At 74.0% G+C, this 17,858-nt stretch carries 17 protein-coding genes; 14 read left to right on the plus strand and 3 right to left on the minus strand.

The window, feature by feature from the left end; all coding sequences use genetic code 11:
- The first annotated feature begins 8 nt into the window (after positions 1 to 8).
- The 6 genes from ACFYM6_RS10025 (at position 9) to rdgB (ending at position 5,890) form a co-directional block, all read left to right on the plus strand.
- Complete coding sequence (locus tag ACFYM6_RS10025) at positions 9 to 974, plus strand: pyridoxal-phosphate dependent enzyme (protein WP_357434050.1); 966 nt, start codon at positions 9 to 11, stop codon at positions 972 to 974.
- A gap of 225 nt (positions 975 to 1,199) precedes the next feature.
- Positions 1,200 to 1,946: an MBL fold metallo-hydrolase gene (locus tag ACFYM6_RS10030; protein ID WP_387274073.1), complete on the plus strand. Its 747-nt coding sequence runs from the start codon at positions 1,200 to 1,202 to the stop codon at positions 1,944 to 1,946.
- Between the two features lie 92 nt (positions 1,947 to 2,038).
- On the plus strand, positions 2,039 to 3,181 hold the full coding sequence (locus tag ACFYM6_RS10035; RefSeq protein WP_387274075.1) for a glycosyltransferase family 4 protein: 1,143 nt from the start codon (positions 2,039 to 2,041) through the stop codon (positions 3,179 to 3,181).
- A complete protein-coding gene (locus ACFYM6_RS10040; protein WP_387274077.1) occupies positions 3,178 to 4,335 on the plus strand; it encodes a glycosyltransferase in 1,158 nt (385 codons plus the stop codon). The genes ACFYM6_RS10035 and ACFYM6_RS10040 overlap by 4 nt, the downstream gene beginning before the upstream one ends.
- Positions 4,336 to 4,494: 159 nt before the next feature.
- Positions 4,495 to 5,220 carry a ribonuclease PH gene (rph, locus tag ACFYM6_RS10045; RefSeq protein WP_387274079.1) on the plus strand — a complete coding sequence of 242 codons (726 nt, stop codon included), beginning with the start codon at positions 4,495 to 4,497 and terminating at the stop codon, positions 5,218 to 5,220.
- Between the two features lie 52 nt (positions 5,221 to 5,272).
- Positions 5,273 to 5,890: an RdgB/HAM1 family non-canonical purine NTP pyrophosphatase gene (gene rdgB / locus ACFYM6_RS10050; protein ID WP_073832363.1), complete on the plus strand. Its 618-nt coding sequence runs from the start codon at positions 5,273 to 5,275 to the stop codon at positions 5,888 to 5,890.
- A gap of 24 nt (positions 5,891 to 5,914) precedes the next feature.
- Here the strand turns inward: rdgB and ACFYM6_RS10055 are convergent, their stop codons facing one another.
- Entirely contained in the window at positions 5,915 to 6,796 is an 882-nt protein-coding gene (locus tag ACFYM6_RS10055; RefSeq protein WP_357434038.1) for a LysR family transcriptional regulator, read from the minus strand.
- 71 nt (positions 6,797 to 6,867) lie between these two features.
- On the opposite strand from ACFYM6_RS10055, the gene kdgD reads away from it, so the two are divergent.
- Genes kdgD through ACFYM6_RS10095 form a run of 8 tightly spaced genes read left to right on the plus strand, consistent with a single transcriptional unit; the run spans position 6,868 to position 16,138 of the window.
- Positions 6,868 to 7,827: a 5-dehydro-4-deoxyglucarate dehydratase gene (gene kdgD / locus ACFYM6_RS10060; RefSeq protein WP_387274082.1), complete on the plus strand. Its 960-nt coding sequence runs from the start codon at positions 6,868 to 6,870 to the stop codon at positions 7,825 to 7,827.
- A 5-nt stretch (positions 7,828 to 7,832) separates the two neighbouring features.
- Complete coding sequence (locus tag ACFYM6_RS10065) at positions 7,833 to 9,434, plus strand: aldehyde dehydrogenase (NADP(+)) (RefSeq protein WP_387274084.1); 1,602 nt, start codon at positions 7,833 to 7,835, stop codon at positions 9,432 to 9,434.
- 3 nt (positions 9,435 to 9,437) lie between these two features.
- Positions 9,438 to 10,805: a glucarate dehydratase gene (gene gudD / locus ACFYM6_RS10070; protein ID WP_387274086.1), complete on the plus strand. Its 1,368-nt coding sequence runs from the start codon at positions 9,438 to 9,440 to the stop codon at positions 10,803 to 10,805.
- A gap of 35 nt (positions 10,806 to 10,840) precedes the next feature.
- Positions 10,841 to 11,851 carry a tripartite tricarboxylate transporter substrate binding protein gene (locus tag ACFYM6_RS10075; RefSeq protein WP_387274088.1) on the plus strand — a complete coding sequence of 337 codons (1,011 nt, stop codon included), beginning with the start codon at positions 10,841 to 10,843 and terminating at the stop codon, positions 11,849 to 11,851.
- Between the two features lie 2 nt (positions 11,852 to 11,853).
- Complete coding sequence (locus ACFYM6_RS10080) at positions 11,854 to 12,420, plus strand: tripartite tricarboxylate transporter TctB family protein (RefSeq protein WP_387274089.1); 567 nt, start codon at positions 11,854 to 11,856, stop codon at positions 12,418 to 12,420.
- Between the two features lie 25 nt (positions 12,421 to 12,445).
- Positions 12,446 to 14,005, plus strand: a complete 1,560-nt coding sequence (locus ACFYM6_RS10085) for a tripartite tricarboxylate transporter permease (protein ID WP_387274091.1) — start codon at positions 12,446 to 12,448, stop codon at positions 14,003 to 14,005.
- A gap of 2 nt (positions 14,006 to 14,007) precedes the next feature.
- Complete coding sequence (locus ACFYM6_RS10090; RefSeq protein WP_387274093.1) at positions 14,008 to 15,186, plus strand: mandelate racemase/muconate lactonizing enzyme family protein; 1,179 nt, start codon at positions 14,008 to 14,010, stop codon at positions 15,184 to 15,186.
- Positions 15,187 to 15,214: 28 nt separating this feature from the next.
- Positions 15,215 to 16,138, plus strand: a complete 924-nt coding sequence (locus ACFYM6_RS10095; protein WP_387274095.1) for an AEC family transporter — start codon at positions 15,215 to 15,217, stop codon at positions 16,136 to 16,138.
- A gap of 19 nt (positions 16,139 to 16,157) precedes the next feature.
- On the opposite strand, the gene ACFYM6_RS10100 is transcribed toward ACFYM6_RS10095, so the two are convergent.
- The gene (locus tag ACFYM6_RS10100) at positions 16,158 to 16,235 is read right to left on the minus strand and encodes a DUF6186 family protein (protein ID WP_387274552.1); all 78 of its coding nucleotides are present in this window, start codon (positions 16,233 to 16,235) and stop codon (positions 16,158 to 16,160) included.
- A 35-nt stretch (positions 16,236 to 16,270) separates the two neighbouring features.
- Entirely contained in the window at positions 16,271 to 17,809 is a 1,539-nt protein-coding gene (gene hutH / locus ACFYM6_RS10105) for a histidine ammonia-lyase (protein WP_387274097.1), read from the minus strand.
- Positions 17,810 to 17,858 lie beyond the last annotated feature (49 nt).

Genomic DNA, 17,858 nt, shown 5'->3' on the forward strand with positions numbered 1-17,858 from the left:
CGGTCGTCATGGCGCGGTACGACAGCCTGCTCGATGCCTGCGGCGGTACGCCCCTGATCGGGTTGCCCCGGCTCTCGCCGACGGTGCCCGACGGGGCGCCGCCGGTGCGGCTCTGGGCCAAGTTGGAGGACCGGAACCCGACCGGCAGCATCAAGGACCGGGCCGCCCTGTTCATGGTCCGCGCGGCCGAGGCGGCGGGGCAGCTCCGGCCGGGTGACACCATCCTGGAACCGACCAGCGGCAACACCGGGATCTCCCTGGCCATGGTGGCCAAGCTGCGCGGATACCGGCTGGTCTGCGTGATGCCGGAGAACGTCTCCACCGAGCGGGTCCAGCTGCTCCGGATGTACGGCGCGGAGATCATCTTCTCGCCGGCCGCCGGCGGCTCGAACCAGGCCGTCGCCACCGCGAAGCAGATCGCCGCCGAGCACCCCGACTGGGTGATGCTCTATCAGTACGGCAACGAGGCGAACGCCCGGGCGCACTACGAGACGACCGGGCCGGAGCTGCTGCACGACCTGCCCACGATCACCCACTTCGTGGCCGGTCTGGGCACCACCGGCACCCTGATGGGCACCGGACGCTTCCTGCGGGAGAAGGTCGACGGCATCCAGATCGTCGCCGCCGAGCCCCGTTACGGCGAGCTGGTCTACGGCCTGCGCAACATCGACGAGGGTTACGTCCCCGAGCTCTACGACGCGGGGGTGCTCTCCCGGCGGTTCTCGGTGGGCACCCGGGACGCGGTGCTGCGTACCCGGCAGCTCGTCGAGGTGGAGGGGATCTTCGCCGGCTTCTCCACCGGCGCGATCCTGCACGCCGCCCTGGCGGTGGCGCACGAGGCGGTCCGGGCGGGCCGCCCGGCCGACGTCGCGTTCGTGGTCGCCGACGGCGGCTGGAAGTACCTGTCGACCGGGGCGTACGGGGGCACCCTGGCGGACGCCGAGGACGCCCTCGAGGGGCAGCTCTGGGCCTGACGGTTGGCGGTTCGGGCCGGTCGGCGTCATCCGCCGGCCGGCCCGCCTCCGCCGTGTCGGCACCGGACGTGTACGGGTGTCACGTTGATGACAACTTCCGTTGGATCATTCTTGCCCGCCCGGACCGGCGCGTAGGCTGCGCAGCGTGGCGTACGCGTCGGTTGTGATCATCGGCGGAGCGACTGCCGGCGTTTCGACTACGAAGCGTGACAACGGGGCGACCGGATGCGACTGACCGTCCTCGGCTGCGCGGGCAGCTTCCCCGGCCCCGAGTCCCCCTGCTCCGCCTACCTCGTGGAGGCGGAGGGCTTCCGCCTCCTGATCGATTTCGGCCCGGGGGCGCTCTCCACCCTCCAGCGCTACGTCGGGCTGCACGCCCCCGACGCCATCCTCCTCACCCACCTGCACTGCGACCACATGCTCGACGCGGCGTCCTACGTGGTGGTGCGCCGCTACGCCCCGGACGGCCCATACCCGCCCCTGCCGGTCTACGCCCCCTCCGGCGCGCCGGGCCGGATCGCCAGCGCGTACGGGCAGGAGGACAGCACGGTCGAGGACGTCTACCAGTTCTACGGGCTCGAGCCCGGCACCTTCCCGATCGGCCCGTTCACCGTCACCGTCGACCGGATGAACCACCCGATCGAGACGTACGGCGTGCGGCTGGAACACAACGGCCGGGTGTTCTGCTACTCGGCGGACACCGCGCCCTGCGACGCGCTGCTGCGCCTCGCCCAGGGCGCCGACCTCTTCCTCTGCGAGGCCAGCTACCTCGACGGCGTGGAGAATCCGCCGGACCTGCACCTGACCGGCCGGGAGGCCGGCGAGGCGGCCACCAAGGCGGGGGTGGGTCGGCTGCTGCTCACCCATCTGGTGGCGGCCTGGGGCAGCGAGGCGCACACCGTCGAGTCGGCGGCCGGGGCGTACGTCGGGCCGCTGGACGTGGTCCGCCCCGGCGCCTGCTACGACGTCTGACCACGGCGGCGGCGCGCCGCGTTGCCGTAGTGTTCGCCGATCCGTCAGCGGCTGGTCGCCTGACGCACCCGTCGGGCCCGCACCCTCGGGCCATGCGGATCGCCATCGTGACCGAGTCGTTCCCGCCGGACGTGAACGGCGTGGCGAACTCCGTCGTCCGGACCGCCGAACACCTCGTGGCGCGGGGACACGAGCCGCTCGTCATCGCGCCCGCGCCGGCCCGGGGCCGGCACCGACCCACCGAACCGCGCCCCTACCCCGTGGTGCGGATCCCCAGCCTGCCGCTGCCGCGCTACCAGGGCTTCCGGCTCGGCCTACCGGCCGCCGGGCTGGCCGCCGCCCTGCTCGGCCACCGGCCGGACGTCGTCCACCTCGCCAGCCCGTTCGTCCTCGGCGCGGCGGGGGCGACCCTGGCCGTCCGGCACGACCTGCCGGTCGTCGCCGTCTACCAGACCGACGTGGCCTCCTACGCCCGCGCGTACCGGGTCGGCTGGGGTGAGGCGGCGGCCTGGCGCCGGCTCCGCGAGATCCACAACTGCGCGCAGCGCAACCTCGCGCCCTCGACCCGCGCCGCCGCCGACCTGATCGCCAACGGAATCCAGCGGATCTGGCTCTGGCGGCGGGGCGTGGACGCCGACCTGTTCCACCCGACCCGGCGCAGCGACCCGCTGCGCCGGACCCTGGCGCCCGGCGGCGAACTCCTCGTCGGCTACGTGGGCCGCCTCGCCCCCGAGAAGCGGGTGGAACTGCTTGCGGCGACGGCCCGGCTGCCCGGCGTACGGGTCGTGGTGGCCGGCGACGGCCCGGCCCGCCGGCAGCTCGAACGCGCCCTGCCCGGGGTGCGGTTCCTCGGCGTGCAGCACGGGGAGGCGCTGGCCCGCCTCTACGCCAGCCTCGACGTGTTCGTCCACACCGGCCCGCACGAGACGTTCGGGCAGACGCTGCAGGAGGCCGCCGCCAGCGGGGTGCCGGTGGTGGCGCCGGCCAGCGGTGGCCCGGTCGACCTGGTCGAGTCCGGTGTGACCGGGCTGCTGGTCCCGCCCGACGACGGGGACGCGCTCGCCGCCGCCGTGGCCGAGCTGGTCGCCGACCCCGGCCGCCGGACCCGGTACGGCACCGCCGCCCGGGCGGCGGTCAGCCGCCGCAGCTGGAGCGCCGTCGGGGACGAACTGGTCGGGCACTACCAGGCCGCCGTCGCCGGCACGCCGCTCGCCGGCCTCCGGGCCCCCGGGTGAGCGGGGTACGCATCGTCCGGGTGGCCAACTTCGTGACCGGCCGCTCCGGCGGGCTGCGTACCGCCCTGCGGCACCTCGGCGAGGGCTACCTGGCCGCCGGCCACGATCCGGTGCTGGTGATCCCCGGCGAGCGGTACGGCGACACCCGGCAGCCGTGGGGCCGCGTGGTCACCCTGCCGGGACCGGTGCTGCCGGGCAGCGGCGGGTACCGGCTGCTGACCGACCGGCGCCGGCTGGCCGGGGTGCTCGCTGACCTGGCGCCCGACCGGCTGGAGGTCTCCGACCGGAGCACCCTGCGCTGGACCGGCCGGTGGGCCCGGGCGCACGGCGTGCCGTCGGTGATGGTCTCCCACGAGAGCCTGACCGGGCTGCTCGGGCAGTGGCGGCTGCCGGGCGCCGCGGCCCGGCGGGTCGCCGACCGGCTCAACCGGGAGACCCTGCACCACTACGACCGGGTGGTCTGCACCACCCGTTGGGCGGCGGAGGAGTTCGACCGGCTCGCCGGCCCGCCCGTCGACCTGGTGCCGCTCGGGGTCGACCTGACCACGTTCCACCCCGACCGCGCCGACCCGGTGCTGCGCGAGCGGTACGCCGACCACACCGAGGTGCTGCTGGTGCACTGCGCCCGGCTGTCGGTGGAGAAACGCCCCGAGCTGGCGGTGGCCGCCCTCGCCCGGCTGCGCCGCGCCGGCGTACCCGCGGTGCTGGTGATGGTCGGCGACGGGCCGCTGCGGGCGACGCTGGCCCGGCGCGCGGCCGGCCTGCCGGTGCACTTGGCCGGCTTCCTGCCCGACCGGGCCGCCATCGCCGCGCTGCTGGCCAGCGCGGACGTGGTGCTCGCACCCGGTCCGGTGGAGACCTTCGGCCTGGCCGGGCTGGAGGCGCTGGCCAGCGGCACCCCGGTGGTGGCCAACGCGGCCAGTGCGCTGCCGGAGGTGATCGGGCCGGGCGGGCTGGCCGCCTACGGCACCCCGTCGGCGATCGCCGCCGCGGTCGTCCGGCTGCTTCAGCGCCCGGAGGCGGCGCGGCGGTCGGCCGCCCGGCGCCGGGCCGAGGAGTTCGGCTGGCCCGCCGCGGTCGCTGGTTTCCTCCGCGCGCACGGCGTTGCACCGGTCCCCGCCGACGCCGCGACGGAGGCACCCGGCCCGCCCTGACCCGTGCCGCTCCGCTCGTTCCGGCGGCGAGCTGGGCCCCCGCCACTGCCGGGTCGGACGGAACCGACCGGCCCGCGCTTCGGGCGCGGGCCACCGACCCGCCCGGGCAGAGGGCACACCGCGGCGCGCTTCGATCACGGCACCGCATAAGGTGCAGGCATGGCGCGACCTGACGGGCGGCGGCCCGACCAACTCCGACCGGTGACCCTGACCCGGGGCTGGAGCACCCACCCGGAGGGCTCGGTCCTCGTCGAGTTCGGCGCGACCCGGGTGCTCTGCACGGCGAGCGTGACCGAGGGGGTGCCCCGCTGGCGCAAGGGCTCCGGGCTCGGCTGGGTCACCGCCGAGTACGCGATGCTGCCCCGGGCCACCAACACCCGCTCCGACCGGGAGAGCGTGCGCGGGAAGATCGGCGGGCGTACCCACGAGATCTCCCGGCTGATCGGCCGCAGCCTGCGGGCCTGCATCGACCTGAAGGCGCTCGGCGAGAACTCGATCGTGCTCGACTGCGACGTGCTCCAGGCCGACGGCGGCACCCGGACCGCGGCGATCACCGGCGCGTACGTGGCGCTGCACGACGCGGTGACCTGGCTGGCCGAGCGCAAGGCCCTGGCCGGCAAGGTGGAGAAGGTGATGCACCGCTCGGTGGCCGCGGTCAGCGTTGGCATCATCGCCGGCGAGCCGCGCCTGGACCTCTGCTACGAGGAGGACGTGGCCGCCGAGGTCGACATGAACGTGGTCTGCACCGGGACCGGCGACTTCGTCGAGGTGCAGGGGACGGGCGAGGCCGGTGTCTTCGCCCGGGAGCAGCTCGACGCCCTGCTGGACCTGGGCGTGGTGGGCTGCCTGGAACTGGCCGACGCGCAGCGGAAGGCGCTCCAGTGAGCGCGAGGAGCGAGCTTGCGAGCCCCGCAGTCGCGAACGAAGGTGATCTCTCATGAACACGGTCCTGCTCGCCACCCGGAACCGGAAGAAGCTCGTCGAGCTCCAGCGGATCCTCGACGGCGCGCTCGGCGCGCACCGGATCGCCCTGCTCGGGCTGGACGACGTCGAGGAGTATCCGGAGCTGCCGGAGACCGGCCTGACCTTCGGCGAGAACGCGCTGATCAAGGCGCGGGAGGGCTGCCGGCGTACCGGCCTGCCGACCATCGCCGACGACTCCGGGCTTGCCGTGGACGCGCTCAACGGCATGCCGGGCGTGTTCAGCGCCCGCTGGGCCGGCCGGCACGGCGACGACCGGGCCAACTTCCAGCTGGTGCTGGACCAGATCGCCGACCTGGCGGACGAGCACCGGGGCGCCGCCTTCGTCTGCACGGTGGCGCTGGTGCTGCCGAGCGGCAAGGAGCACCTGGTCGACGGCCGGCAGTCGGGCCGGCTGCTGCGGGCCCCGCGCGGCGACGGCGGCTTCGGGTACGACCCGATCTTCCTCGGCGACGGTCAGGAGCGGACCAACGCGGAGCTGACCCCGGAGGAGAAGGACGCGGTCAGCCACCGTGGCAAGGCGCTGCGCGAGCTGGCCAAGCTGGCCGCCAAGGTGCTCCTGCCGGCGGCCTGACCGAGCGTCGGCGCGGGTGCCTGGTCAGCCGGTCACCCGCGCCAGCAGCGCCGCCAGGGCCGGGTTCTGGTGGCCGGTGCGCCACACGCAGTGCAGCTTCACCGTGCCCTCCTCGATGTCGGTCACGTCGAGGAAGGCCAGGTTCTCCAGTCGCAGCGCGGACGCCGAGCGCGGCACCAGGGCCACCCCCAGGCCGGCGTTGACCACCGACAGCAGGGTGTGCACCTGGCTGATGTGCTGGACGTACCGGGGGGCGACGCCGGCCTGGTGGAACGCGGCGACCACCAGCTCGTAGAAGTACCACGCCTCCGAGGGCGAGTAGGTGACCACGTCGTGTTCGGCGACGTCGGCGAGCCGGGGCGGGCGGCCGAGCCGGGTCAGCGGGTGGTCGCGGGGCGCCGCCAGCACCAGCGACTCGGTGTGCACCAGCCGGGAGGCGAGCAGCTCGCTGCGCGGCACCTCGCGGACCAGCCCCACCTCCAGCTCGCCGGCGAGGATCGCGTCGAGCTGAACCCGGGTGACCATCTCGGAGAGCACCAGGTCCACGCCGGGCAGGTGTTCGGCCGCGGTGGCGATCCAGCGCCCGAGCACGGTCAGCGCCGACACGGCGGTGAAGCCGATCCGGATCGACCCGGCGGTGCCGTCGGCGACCCGGCGCGCGGTCAGCGGCGCGGTGGCGGCCAGGGTGAGCAGCCGCCGCGCCTCGTCGAGGAAGACCCGGCCAGCGGGGGTGAGGGTGACGCCGGTGGACGTCCGCTCGAACAGCAGCAGCCCGGTGGCGCGCTCCAGCCGCTGGATCTGGCGGCTCAGCGGCGGCTGGGTCATCCGCAGGCGGGCGGCCGCCCGCCCGACGTGGCCTTCCTCGGCGACCGCCACGAAGCCCCGGAGCTGATCGAGGGTGAACATGGCACCTCCAGCGATGATGCCCGGAAGGTATCAGCCAATGCCCAACTCGTGTTGGACCGGTATCACCCGAGGTGCTTAACCTCCTGGTCACCTACCCGAAACAGGAGTCCAGCGAGATGACGCGACACACCCCGGAAGAGCTTCAGCGCGTGCTGGGGAGCGGATTGCTGTCCTTCCCCGTCACCCACTTCACCCCCGAGCTGGAGTTCGACGAGGCCGCGTACCGGGAGAACCTGAGCTGGCTCGCCTCGTACCCGGCGGCGGGGCTGTTCGCCGCGGGCGGCACCGGGGAGTTCTTCTCCCTGACCCCGGACGAGATCGCCCGGGTGGTGCGGGCGGCGGTGGCGGGCAGCGGCGGCACGACGCCGATCATCGCGCCGGCCGGCTTCGGCACCGCTCAGGCGGTCGACCTGGCCCGCGACGCCGAGCGGGCCGGCGCCGACGGCATCCTGCTCTTCCCGCCGTACCTGACCGAGTCGAGCCAGGACGGCCTCGCCGCCCACGTCCGGGCGGTCTGTGCGGCCACCTCGCTGGGCGTGGTCGTCTACCACCGGGCCAACGGCCGGTTCACCGTGCCGACCATGGAGCAGCTGGTGGCGACCTGTCCCAACCTGATCGGCTTCAAGGACGGCGTCGGCGACATCGAGCTGATGACCCGGCTGTACGCCACGATCGGCGACCGGCTGCTCTACATCGGCGGCCTGCCCACCGCGGAGACGTTCGCCCTGCCCTACCTCGAGCTGGGCGTCACCACCTACTCGTCCGCGATCTTCAACTTCGCCCCCACCTTCGCGCTGGAGTTCTACGCCGCCGTGCGGGCCCAGGACCGGGCCGGCGTCTACACCCGGCTCAACGAGTTCGTGCTGCCGTACCTGGAGATCAGGAACCGCAAGGCCGGCTACGCGGTCTCGATCATCAAGGCCGGGATGCGGGTCGTCGGCCGCTCCGCCGGCCCGGTCCGGCCGCCGCTGACCGACCTCACCGCCGACGAGCAGGGCGCGCTGGCCACCCTCATCGAGAAGCTGGGCTGACCGCCATGACCACCACCGAGACCACGCCGCTCACCGGCGCCATGCTGATCGGTTCCGCCGAGGTCCACGGCAACGAGGGCGAGGTCCGGGCCGTCGACCCGCGCAGCGGGCGGACGCTGGAACCGGCGTACGGCCTGGGCGGCGCCGCCGAGGTCGACCGCGCCGCCGAACTCGCCTGGACCGCGTTCGACGGCTACCGGCACGCCGACCTGGCGACCCGGGCCGCGTTCCTGGAGAGCATCGCCGCCAACCTCGAGGCGCTCGGCGACACCCTGGTCGAGCGGGTGGTGGCCGAGACCGGCATCCCGGCGGCCCGGGTGCTCGCCGAACGGGCCCGTACCTGCAACCAGCTCCGGCTCTTCGCCTCGGTCGTCCGCGACGGTGACTGGCTCAACGTCCGGATCGATCCCGCCCAGCCCGACCGGGTCCCGCTGCCCCGACCGGACCTGCGGCAGCGTCGCGTCCCGCTCGGCCCGGTCGCGGTCTTCGGCGCGAGCAACTTCCCGCTGGCCTTCTCCGTCGCCGGCGGCGACACCGCCTCGGCGCTGGCCGCCGGCGCCCCCGTGGTGGTGAAGGCGCACGAGGCCCACCCCGGCACGTCCGAGCTGGTCGGCCGGGCCGTCCAGGCCGCGGTACGCGAGCACAACCTGCCCGAGGGCACCTTCTCCCTGCTGTACGGCGACGGCCCGGGGCTGGGCGCCGCCCTGGTCCGCCACCCCCGGATCCGCGCGGTCGGGTTCACCGGCTCCCGCGCCGCCGGGCTGGCCCTGGTCGCCGCGGCCGCCGCCCGCCCGGAACCCATCCCGGTGTACGCCGAGATGTCCAGCGTCAACCCGGTGTTCGTGCTGCCTGGCGCGTTGGCCGAGCGGGCCGCCGAGCTGGGTGCCGCCCTGATCGGCTCGGTGACCGTCGGCGTCGGCCAGCTCTGCACCAGCCCCGGCCTGGTCTTCCTGCCCGACGGCGACGGGTTCGACGAGTTCGTGGCGGCCGCCGCCGAGGCGGTCCGGGGCGTCCTGGCGGCGCCGATGCTGACCGGCGGCATCCACGCCGCGTACGACCGGGGCGTCGACCGGCTGGCCGCGCTCGACGGGGTACGCGCCGTGGCCCGGGGCGCCGCGGACGCGGGCATCGCCTGCGCCGGCCGGACCGGACTGCTGGTCACCGACGGCGCGACGTTCCTGGCCGAGCCGGCGCTGCGCGAGGAGGTCTTCGGCGCGGTGACCGTGGTGGTCCGGGTGACCGGCGACGACCAGCTGCGGGAGATCGTCGACCGGCTCGACGGGCAGCTCACCGCCACCGTGCACGCGGCCTCCGCCGACCACCCGCAGGCCCGCCGGCTGCTCGCCGAGCTGGAGCTCAAAGCCGGCCGGGTGCTCGTCAACGGCTGGCCCACCGGGGTCGAGGTGGGGCACGCCGTGGTCCACGGCGGCCCCTTCCCGGCCACCTCCGACCCGCGGAGCACCTCGGTCGGCACCCTGGCGATCGACCGTTTCCTGCGTCCGGTGAGCTACCAGAACGTGCCGGCCGACCTGCTGCCCGCCGAACTCGCCGACGACAATCCGCTGGGGCTGTGGCGGCGCGTCGACGGCCATCCGGGACGGGACTGAGCCATGACCAGCGAACTTGCCGAGGTGCCGACCGTGACCCCGCCGCGCACCCCCGTGGTGACCGGGATGCGGGTCGTGCCGGTCGCCGGGCACGACTCCATGCTGCTGAACCTCAGCGGCGCGCACGCCCCCTTCTTCACCCGCAACCTGGTGCTCCTCACCGACAGCGAGGGACGGCTCGGCGTCGGCGAGGTACCCGGCGGCCCGGCCATCACGCAGACCCTCCAGGACGCCCGGGACCTGGTGCTCGGCCGGCCCGTCGGGCAGCACCACGGCGTGCTGGCCGCCGTCCGGGCACGCTTCGCCGACCGCGACGCCGGCGGCCGGGGCGCGCAGACGTACGACCTGCGGACCACCGTGCACGTGGTGACCGCGCTGGAGGCGGCGCTGCTGGACCTGCTCGGCCAGCACCTGGAGGTGCCGGTGGCCGCCCTGCTCGGCGACGGCCAGCAGCGCAGCAGCGTGCCCACCCTCGGGTACCTGTTCTTCGTCGGCGACCGCAACCGGACCGACCTGCCGTACCGGAGCGAGCCGGACGCGGCCGACGACTGGCTGCGGCTGCGGCACGAGGAGGCGCTGACCCCGGAGGCCGTCGTCGCCCTGGCCGAGGCGGCCCGGGCCCGCTACGGCTTCCGCGACTTCAAACTCAAGGGCGGGGTGCTGCCCGGCCCCGTCGAGGCCGAGGCGGTACGGGCGCTGGCCGGCCGGTTCCCGGACGCCCGGATCACGCTCGACCCCAACGGCGGCTGGCTGCTCCGGGACGCCGTCGCGCTCTGCCGCGAGCTGCGCGACGTGCTCGCGTACGCCGAGGACCCGTGCGGCGCCGAGGGGGTCTTCTCGGCCCGCGAGGTGCTGGCCGAGTTCCGCCGGGCCACCGGCCTGCGCACGGCCACCAACATGGTCGCCACCGACTGGCGGGAGCTGGGCCACGCGATCCGCGCCGACGCGGTCGACATCCCGCTGGCCGACCCGCACTTCTGGACCATGGCCGGCTCGGTGCGCGTCGCCCAGCTGTGCGACGCCTGGGGGCTGACCTGGGGCTCGCACTCCAACAACCACTTCGACGTGTCGCTGGCGATGTTCACCCACGTCGCGGCCGCCGCGCCCGGCGAGATCACCGCCATCGACACCCACTGGATCTGGCAGGACGGCCAGCGGCTCACGAAGAACCCGCTGACCATCGCCGACGGCGCCATCGCGGTCCCCACCGCGCCGGGCCTCGGCGTCGAGCTCGACCTGGACCGGGTCGAGGCGGCCCACCAGCTCTACCTGGAACACGGCCTCGGCGCCCGCGACGACGCCGAGGCGATGCGCTACCTCATCCCCGACTGGACGTTCCACCCCAAACGTCCCTGCCTGGTCCGGGGCTGACCCCCACCACCCCCACACACGCACGAGGAGTCGTCATGAGATCCCCCCTCCCGTCCCCGTCCCGCCGCCGGCTGCTGGCCGGCCTCGCCGCGCTCGCCGTGCTGCCGGTCGCTGCCTGCTCCGGCGTGCAGGGCGGCAAGGACGCCGCAGGCAGCAACTACCCGACCCGCGCGGTCCAGTTCACCGTGCCGTTCGCCCCGGGCGGCAGCGGCGACCTGATCAGCCGGGCCATCAGTAAGGCCGCCGAGAAGCCGCTCGGACAGTCGGTGGTCGTCACCAACAAGCCCGGCGCCAACGGCGCCGTCGGCGGCAAGGAGGTGCTGGCATCGGCGCCGGACGGCTACAACATTGCCCTGCTGGTGAAGTCGCTCTTCGCGATCACCCCGCTGGCCGTGCGGGACCCCACCGCCATCCAGCCGGACAAGATGACCATCCTCACCACGCTCACCCAGGAGGACTACGTCCTCGTGGTCAACGCGGCCTCGCCCCACCAGACGCTGGAGGACCTGCTCAAGGCCCCGTCCCTCCGGTACGCCACCACCGGCGTGGGCACCGGCGCCCAGCTCTCCCAGGCCCTGCTGTTCAAGGCGGCCAACGTCAAGGCCACCGACGTGCCGTTCGACGGGGGCGCGCCGGCCGCGACCGCCCTGCTCGGCAAGCAGGTGGACGTTCTCTCCGGCTCCCTCGCCGAGACCATGCCGCAGATCAAGGCCGGCAAGTTCCGCCCGCTGGCGATCTTCTCCGAGAAGCGCAGCAGCTACCTGCCCGACGTGCCGACCGCCCCCGAGAAGGGCTTCGACGTGGTGGTCGACCAGCGCCGCTTCATCGTCGCGCCCACCGGCCTGCCGGACGCGGTCGCCAAGAAGCTGACCGACTCGTTCGCCGAGGCACGCAAGGACGCCGCGTACGACAAGTTCCTCAAGGACAACTACATGGAGCGCTGGGAGGTTTCCGACCAGGAGGCGCGCCAGCACCTGACCGACGCCGCCAAGGAGTACGCCGACCTGAGCAAGAAGTTCGGCCTCACCTTCGGATCCGGGAAATGACGGTGAGCGACACCCGACCGGCCTCCCGGGCTGACGCCGTACCGCCCGAGTCGCCGGGCGGGTCGGCCGGCGTACCGCAGGAGGCCGCGGAGCCCGCGACCGCGCCGCCCGGGGAGGAGATCTCCCCGGGCGGCCCGGTCCTCGCCACCGTGGCGGGCGCGGTGCCGGTGCTGCTCGGGCTGGTCACCCTCTGGCTGGCCCACGGGCTGGGGCTCGGCACGCTGACCGAGCCCGGCCCGGGCCTGTGGCCGGCGATCGTCGCGCTGCTGCTGCTGGTCAGCGGGGTGGCCCTGGTGCTGCGCACCCGCGGGACGACGGACACCGAGGCGTTCACCCGGGGCACCGGCGTGGTGCTCGTCGGCGCCGCCAGTCTCGCCCTCTACGCGTTCCTGTTCGAGCTCGTCGGCTTCGAGATCCCCACCGTGCTGGTGCTGGTGCTCTGGCTGCGGTTCTTCGGGCGCGAGGGGTGGCGCACCACCGCGCTGGTCTCGGTGCTCACGACGGCCGCCCTGTACGGGCTCTTCATCACCGCGCTCGGGGTGCCGCTGCCCCACCTGATCGTCATCTGACCCTCCGCCAGAGAGGAGATCCACCATGGACCTGACCCCCGTGCTGTCCGGGTTCGCGGTGGTGTTCGAACCGCAGAACCTGCTCTACTGCCTGCTCGGCGTGACGCTGGGCATGCTGGTGGGGGTGCTGCCCGGGCTGGGACCCGCGGCCACCATCGCCATCCTGCTACCGGTCACGTACGGCATCGAGCCCGCCGCGGCGGTCATCCTCCTGGCCGGCATCTTCTACGGCGCCCAGTACGGCGGCACCATCACCTCGGTGCTGCTCCGGCTGCCCGGCGAGGCGTCGACCGTGGTCTCCGCGCTCGACGGCTACCAGATGGCCCGCAAGGGCCGGGCCGGTTCGGCGCTGGGCATCGCCGCGATCGGCTCGTTCATCGGCGGCACCGCCTCGATCATCCTGCTCACCCTCATCGCGCCGCTGGTCGCCGACTTCGCCCTGCAGTTCGGACCGGCCGAGTACACCCTGCTGGCGCTGATCGGCATCTTCATGGTCGCCACCCTCGGCAGCGGCTCCCTGATCAAGAGCGTGGCCGCCGCCGGCGTCGGCCTGCTGCTGGCCACCGTGGGCCTGGACCCGATGGTGGGCACCCCCCGTTTCACCTTCGGCAGCGACCAACTCGCCGACGGCATCGACTTCGTCATCGTCGCCATGGGGCTGTTCGGGGTGGGGGAGATCCTCTACAACCTGGAACACCGGCTGCGACCCCAACCGGCCGTGCTGACCTTCGGGCGGGCGATCCCGACCCGACCTGAGTGGCTGCGGTCCCGGCTGGCCGTGCTGCGCGGCTCCGTGGTCGGCTTCGTCCTCGGGGTGCTCCCCGGCGGCGGCGCCACCATGTCCTCGCTGGTCGCGTACGCCGTGGAGAAGCGTGCGGCGAAGGACCCGTCCCGGTTCGGCAAGGGCGCCATCGAGGGCGTCGCCGGCCCGGAGAGCGCCAACAACGCCGCCGCGACCTCGTCCTTCATCCCGCTGCTGACCCTCGGCGTACCGGCGAACGCGACCATGGCGGTGCTCTTCGGCGCGCTGCTGCTGCAGGGCATCCCGCCCGGGCCGCAGCTCATCACCGAGCACCCGGACGTGTTCTGGGGCGTGGTCAACTCCATGTACGTGGGGAACATCTTCCTGCTGCTGCTGAGCATCCCGCTGATCGGTGTCTTCGTCCGCCTGCTGCGGGTACGGGCCGGTATCCTGGCCCCGCTCACCGTGCTGATCACCATGGTCGGCGTCTACAGCATCCGGAACAACGTCTTCGACATGTTCCTCGTGGTCGCGCTCGGCCTGGTCGGCTACGGGATGAAGAAGCTCGGTTTCGAGCCCGGCCCGTTCGTGCTGGCGTTCGTCCTCGGCGAGCTGCTCGAGTCGTCGTTCCGCCGGTCGATGCGCCTCTTCGAGGGCGACTTCACCGGCTTCGTCCAGCGTCCCGTCTCGGCGGCGCTGGTGGCCCTGCTGGTGCTGACCGTGGTCGTCGTACCGGCGCTGCGGGCCGTCCGCGGCCGGCAGGCCGCCCAGGTCGAGCACCAGGTGACCACCCCGACCCCCGACGGCGGCCTCGCCGTCGCCGCCACCCGAACCGAGGAGTGATGGTGACCTCTTCCGCCCCGGCGCACCCGGCCGCCGCTTCGTCCTCGGCCGTCTCCGGCGACCGCATCGCCTGGGTCGGCCTGCGCCTGGTGTACCTGCCGCTGCGCACCCCGATCAGCGACGCCAAGGTGCTCACCGGCCGGCAGAAGCCGCTGACCGAGGTGGCGTTCCTCTTCGCCGACGTGGTCACCACCGACGGCCACCACGGCCTGGGCTTCAGCTACTCGAAGCGGGCCGGCGGCCGGGGCCTGTTCGCCCACGCCGCCGAGGTGGCACCGGAGCTTGTCGGCGAGGACCCCAACGACATCGCCCGGCTGTGGCAGAAGCTGGTCTGGGCCGGCGCCTCGGTCGGCCGCAGCGGCCTGGCCACCCAGGCGATCGCCGCGCTCGACATCGCCCTGTGGGACCTCAAGGCGAAGCGGGCCGGCCTGCCGCTGGCCAAGCTGCTCGGCGCCCACCGCGACTCGGTGCCCTGCTACAACACCTCCGGCGGCTTCCTGTCCAGCCCGCTGGAGGAGGTGCTGGACAACGCCCGGGCGCTGGTCGCCGGCGGCATCGGCGGCATCAAGATCAAGGTGGGGCAGCCGGACACCGCGGCCGACCTCAAGCGGGTGACCGCGGTCCGGGAGACGCTCGGCGACCGGTTCCCCCTCATGATCGACGCCAACCAGCAGTGGGACCGGCGCACCGCCCAGCGGTTCGGCCGGGCCATGGAACCGCTGAACCTGGTCTGGATCGAGGAGCCGCTGGACGCGTACGACGTCGAGGGGCACGCCCGGCTGGCCGCCGCCCTGGACACCCCCATCGCCACCGGGGAGATGCTGACCAGCCCGGCCGAGCACTGGCGGCTGATCGAGGCCGACGCGGTGGACTTCATCCAGCCGGACGCGCCCCGGGTCGGCGGCATCACCCAGTTCCTGCGGATCACCACTCTCGCCGACCACAGGGGACTGTCGATGGCCCCGCACTTCGCCATGGAGATCCACCTGCACCTGTCCGCCGCGTACCCCGGGGAGACCTGGGTGGAACACTTCGACTGGCTGGAGCCGCTGTTCAACGAGCGGCTGGAGCTGCGGGACGGCCGGATGGTCGTCCCGGACCGGCCCGGTCTCGGCGTCACGCTCAGCGAGCAGGCCGAGGCCTGGACGGTGGCCCGGACGGAGACCGGCGCGCGGCCCTGACCGGCCCGGCAGGCGGAGGAAGGCCCACGTGCAGGGTGTGCTGAACGGCTTCGCCGTCATCGTGGCCGTGATCGCCGTCGGCTACCTGCTCGGGCGCGGCGGGGTGCTCGGCCCGGAGGCGGGCGGCGTGCTGTCCCGGGTGGCGTTCCTCGTCGCCACCCCGGCGCTGCTCTTCACCACGGTGGCCCGGGCCGACATCCACGCGGTCATCTCGTCCGTCCTGGTCGTCACGGTGGTCAGCGCGACCGCCGTGGCGACCCTGTTCGTGCTGATCGCGAAGCTGTGGTGGCGCCGGCCGGTGGCCGAGACGACGATCGGTGCGCTCGCCTCGTCGTACGTCAACGCGGCCAACATCGGCATCCCGATCGCCGTGTACGTGCTGGGTGACGCCTCCTACGTGGCACCGGTGCTGATGTTCCAGCTCGTGGTGATGGCGCCGCTGGCGTTCGTGGTCCTGGAGAACGCGACCGGGCCACGGCGGCGCTCGCTGCTCGCGACAGTCACCCAACCGCTCACCAACCCGGTCACCGTCGCCTGCATGCTCGGCCTCACCGTCGGGCTCACCGGCTGGACCCCGCCGGAGCCGCTCATGCGGCCCGTCGAACTGGTCGCCGCGATGGCGGTGCCGGCCACCCTGCTCGCGTACGGCCTGTCGCTGCACGGTGCCCCGGTGCCCGGCTCCGGCGACACCGGGCCGGAGGTACGGCTCGCGGTGGCGCTCAAGGCGGTGGCCCAGCCCGTGGTGGCCTACCTGGTCGCCCGGTTCGCGCTGGGCCTGCCGCACGTGCTCGTGCTGGCCTGCACGATCACCGCCGCGCTGCCCACCGCGCAGAACGTCTTCGTCTACGCGGCCCACTACGGGCGCGGCACGGTCCTGGCCCGGGACTCGGTCCTGCTGTCGACCGTGGCGGCGCTGCCCGTGCTGATCGGCGTGGCGGTGCTGGCCACCTGAGCCGACGCCCGGCCGCACCTCACCCGGCCAGGAAATGCCAGCCCAGCCGGAGCCAGACCCCGAGCATCATCGCCCGGCCGGAGCTGGTCCGGTCCACCCTTCCAGGGTGGACCGGACCGGCCGGGAATCCGGTCAGCCGAGCGGGCCGACCTCCCGCTCGATCGCCGCGCGCAGCTCGGGACCGCGCACCACCTCGCGGGCGGCCTCCATGAGCGGGGCCAGGAACACGTCCGGCCCCGGCTCGCCCACCACCTCGCGCAGCGCGGCCAGCGCCGCGCGGCCCGCCGGCGACGGGGTCAGCGGCGCCCGGAGCTGGAGCCCGCGCACGGCGGCCAGCAGCTCCACGGCGAGCAGGCTGGTCAGGTTGTCCAGCACGGTCCGCAGCTTCTTGGCCGCCGCCCAGCCCATCGAGACGTGGTCCTCCTGCATGCCGCTGGTGGGCAGCGAGTCCACCGACGCGGGCGCGGCCAGCCGCCGGTTCTCGGCGACGATCCCGGCCGCCGTGTACTGGGCGATCATCAGCCCGGAATTGACCCCGGCGTCGGGGGAGAGGAACGCGGGCAACTCCCGGGAGCGGGTGACGTCGAGCAGCCGGTCCACCCGCCGTTCGGCGATCGCGCCCACCTCAGCCGCGGCGATGGCCAGGTAGTCGGCGGCGAAGCCGAGCGGCGCGCCGTGGAAGTTGCCGGTCGACTCGACCCGCCCGTCCGGCAGCACCACCGGGTTGTCCACCACGGACAGCAGCTCCCGCCCGGCGACGGTCGCGACGAAGTCCAGGGTGTCCCGGGCCGCCCCGGCCACCTGCGGAGCGCACCGCATCGAGTACGCGTCCTGCACGGCGTGCGCCAGGTCGTCCCGGTGCGAGTCCATCACCGCCGACTGCTGCAGCAGCCGGTGGATGTTCGCCGCCGACTCCGCCTGGCCCGGATGCGGCCGGATGGCGTGCAGCTCGGGCAGGAACGGCCGCTCCGAGCCGAGCATCGCCTCGATCGCCAGCGCGGCGGTGACGTCGGCCATGGTGAACAGGTGCCGGGCGTCGTGGATGGCCAGCAGCAGCATGCCGAGCATGCCGTCGGTGCCGTTGATCAGCGCCAGCCCCTCCTTGGCGGCCAGCTCGATCGGGGCGAGGCCGACCCGGCGCAGCGCCTCACCGCCGGTGATCCGCTCCCCGGCCGGGCCGAGCACCCAGCCCTCGCCGAGCAGCACCAGCGCGCAGTGCGCCAGCGGGGCCAGGTCACCGGAGGCGCCAAGCGAGCCGTGCTCGGGCACCCACGGGGTGACCTCGTGGTTGAGCAGGTCCACCAGGGCCTCGGCGACCAGCGGCCGGACCCCGGAGCGGCCGAGGGCGAGCGAGCGTACCCGCAGCAGCATCATCGCCCGGACCACCTCGCGGGGCATCGGCGCGCCCACCCCGGCGGCGTGCGAGCGGATCAGCGCGTGCTGCAGCTCGGCCCGCCGCTCGGGCGCCACGAAGGTGTTGGCGAGCGCCCCGAAGCCGGTGGAGACGCCGTAGACGGGCCGGCCGGCCGCCTCGATGCCATCCACGATGGACCGGCTGGCCACCATCGCGTCCACGGCGGCCGGGTCGAGCAGGACCTTGGCGGTGCCGCGGGCCACGGCGAGCACGTCGGCGGGCGAAACTCCGGTGGGCTGAATATTCAGGGTGCTCATGCCGTCGCCTCGCTTCGCTCACCGGCGGCACGAGCCTCGTGACGGCTGA

The sequence above is a fragment of the Micromonospora sp. NPDC006431 genome, assembly GCF_042870725.1.
Taxonomy (GTDB): domain Bacteria; phylum Actinomycetota; class Actinomycetes; order Mycobacteriales; family Micromonosporaceae; genus Micromonospora.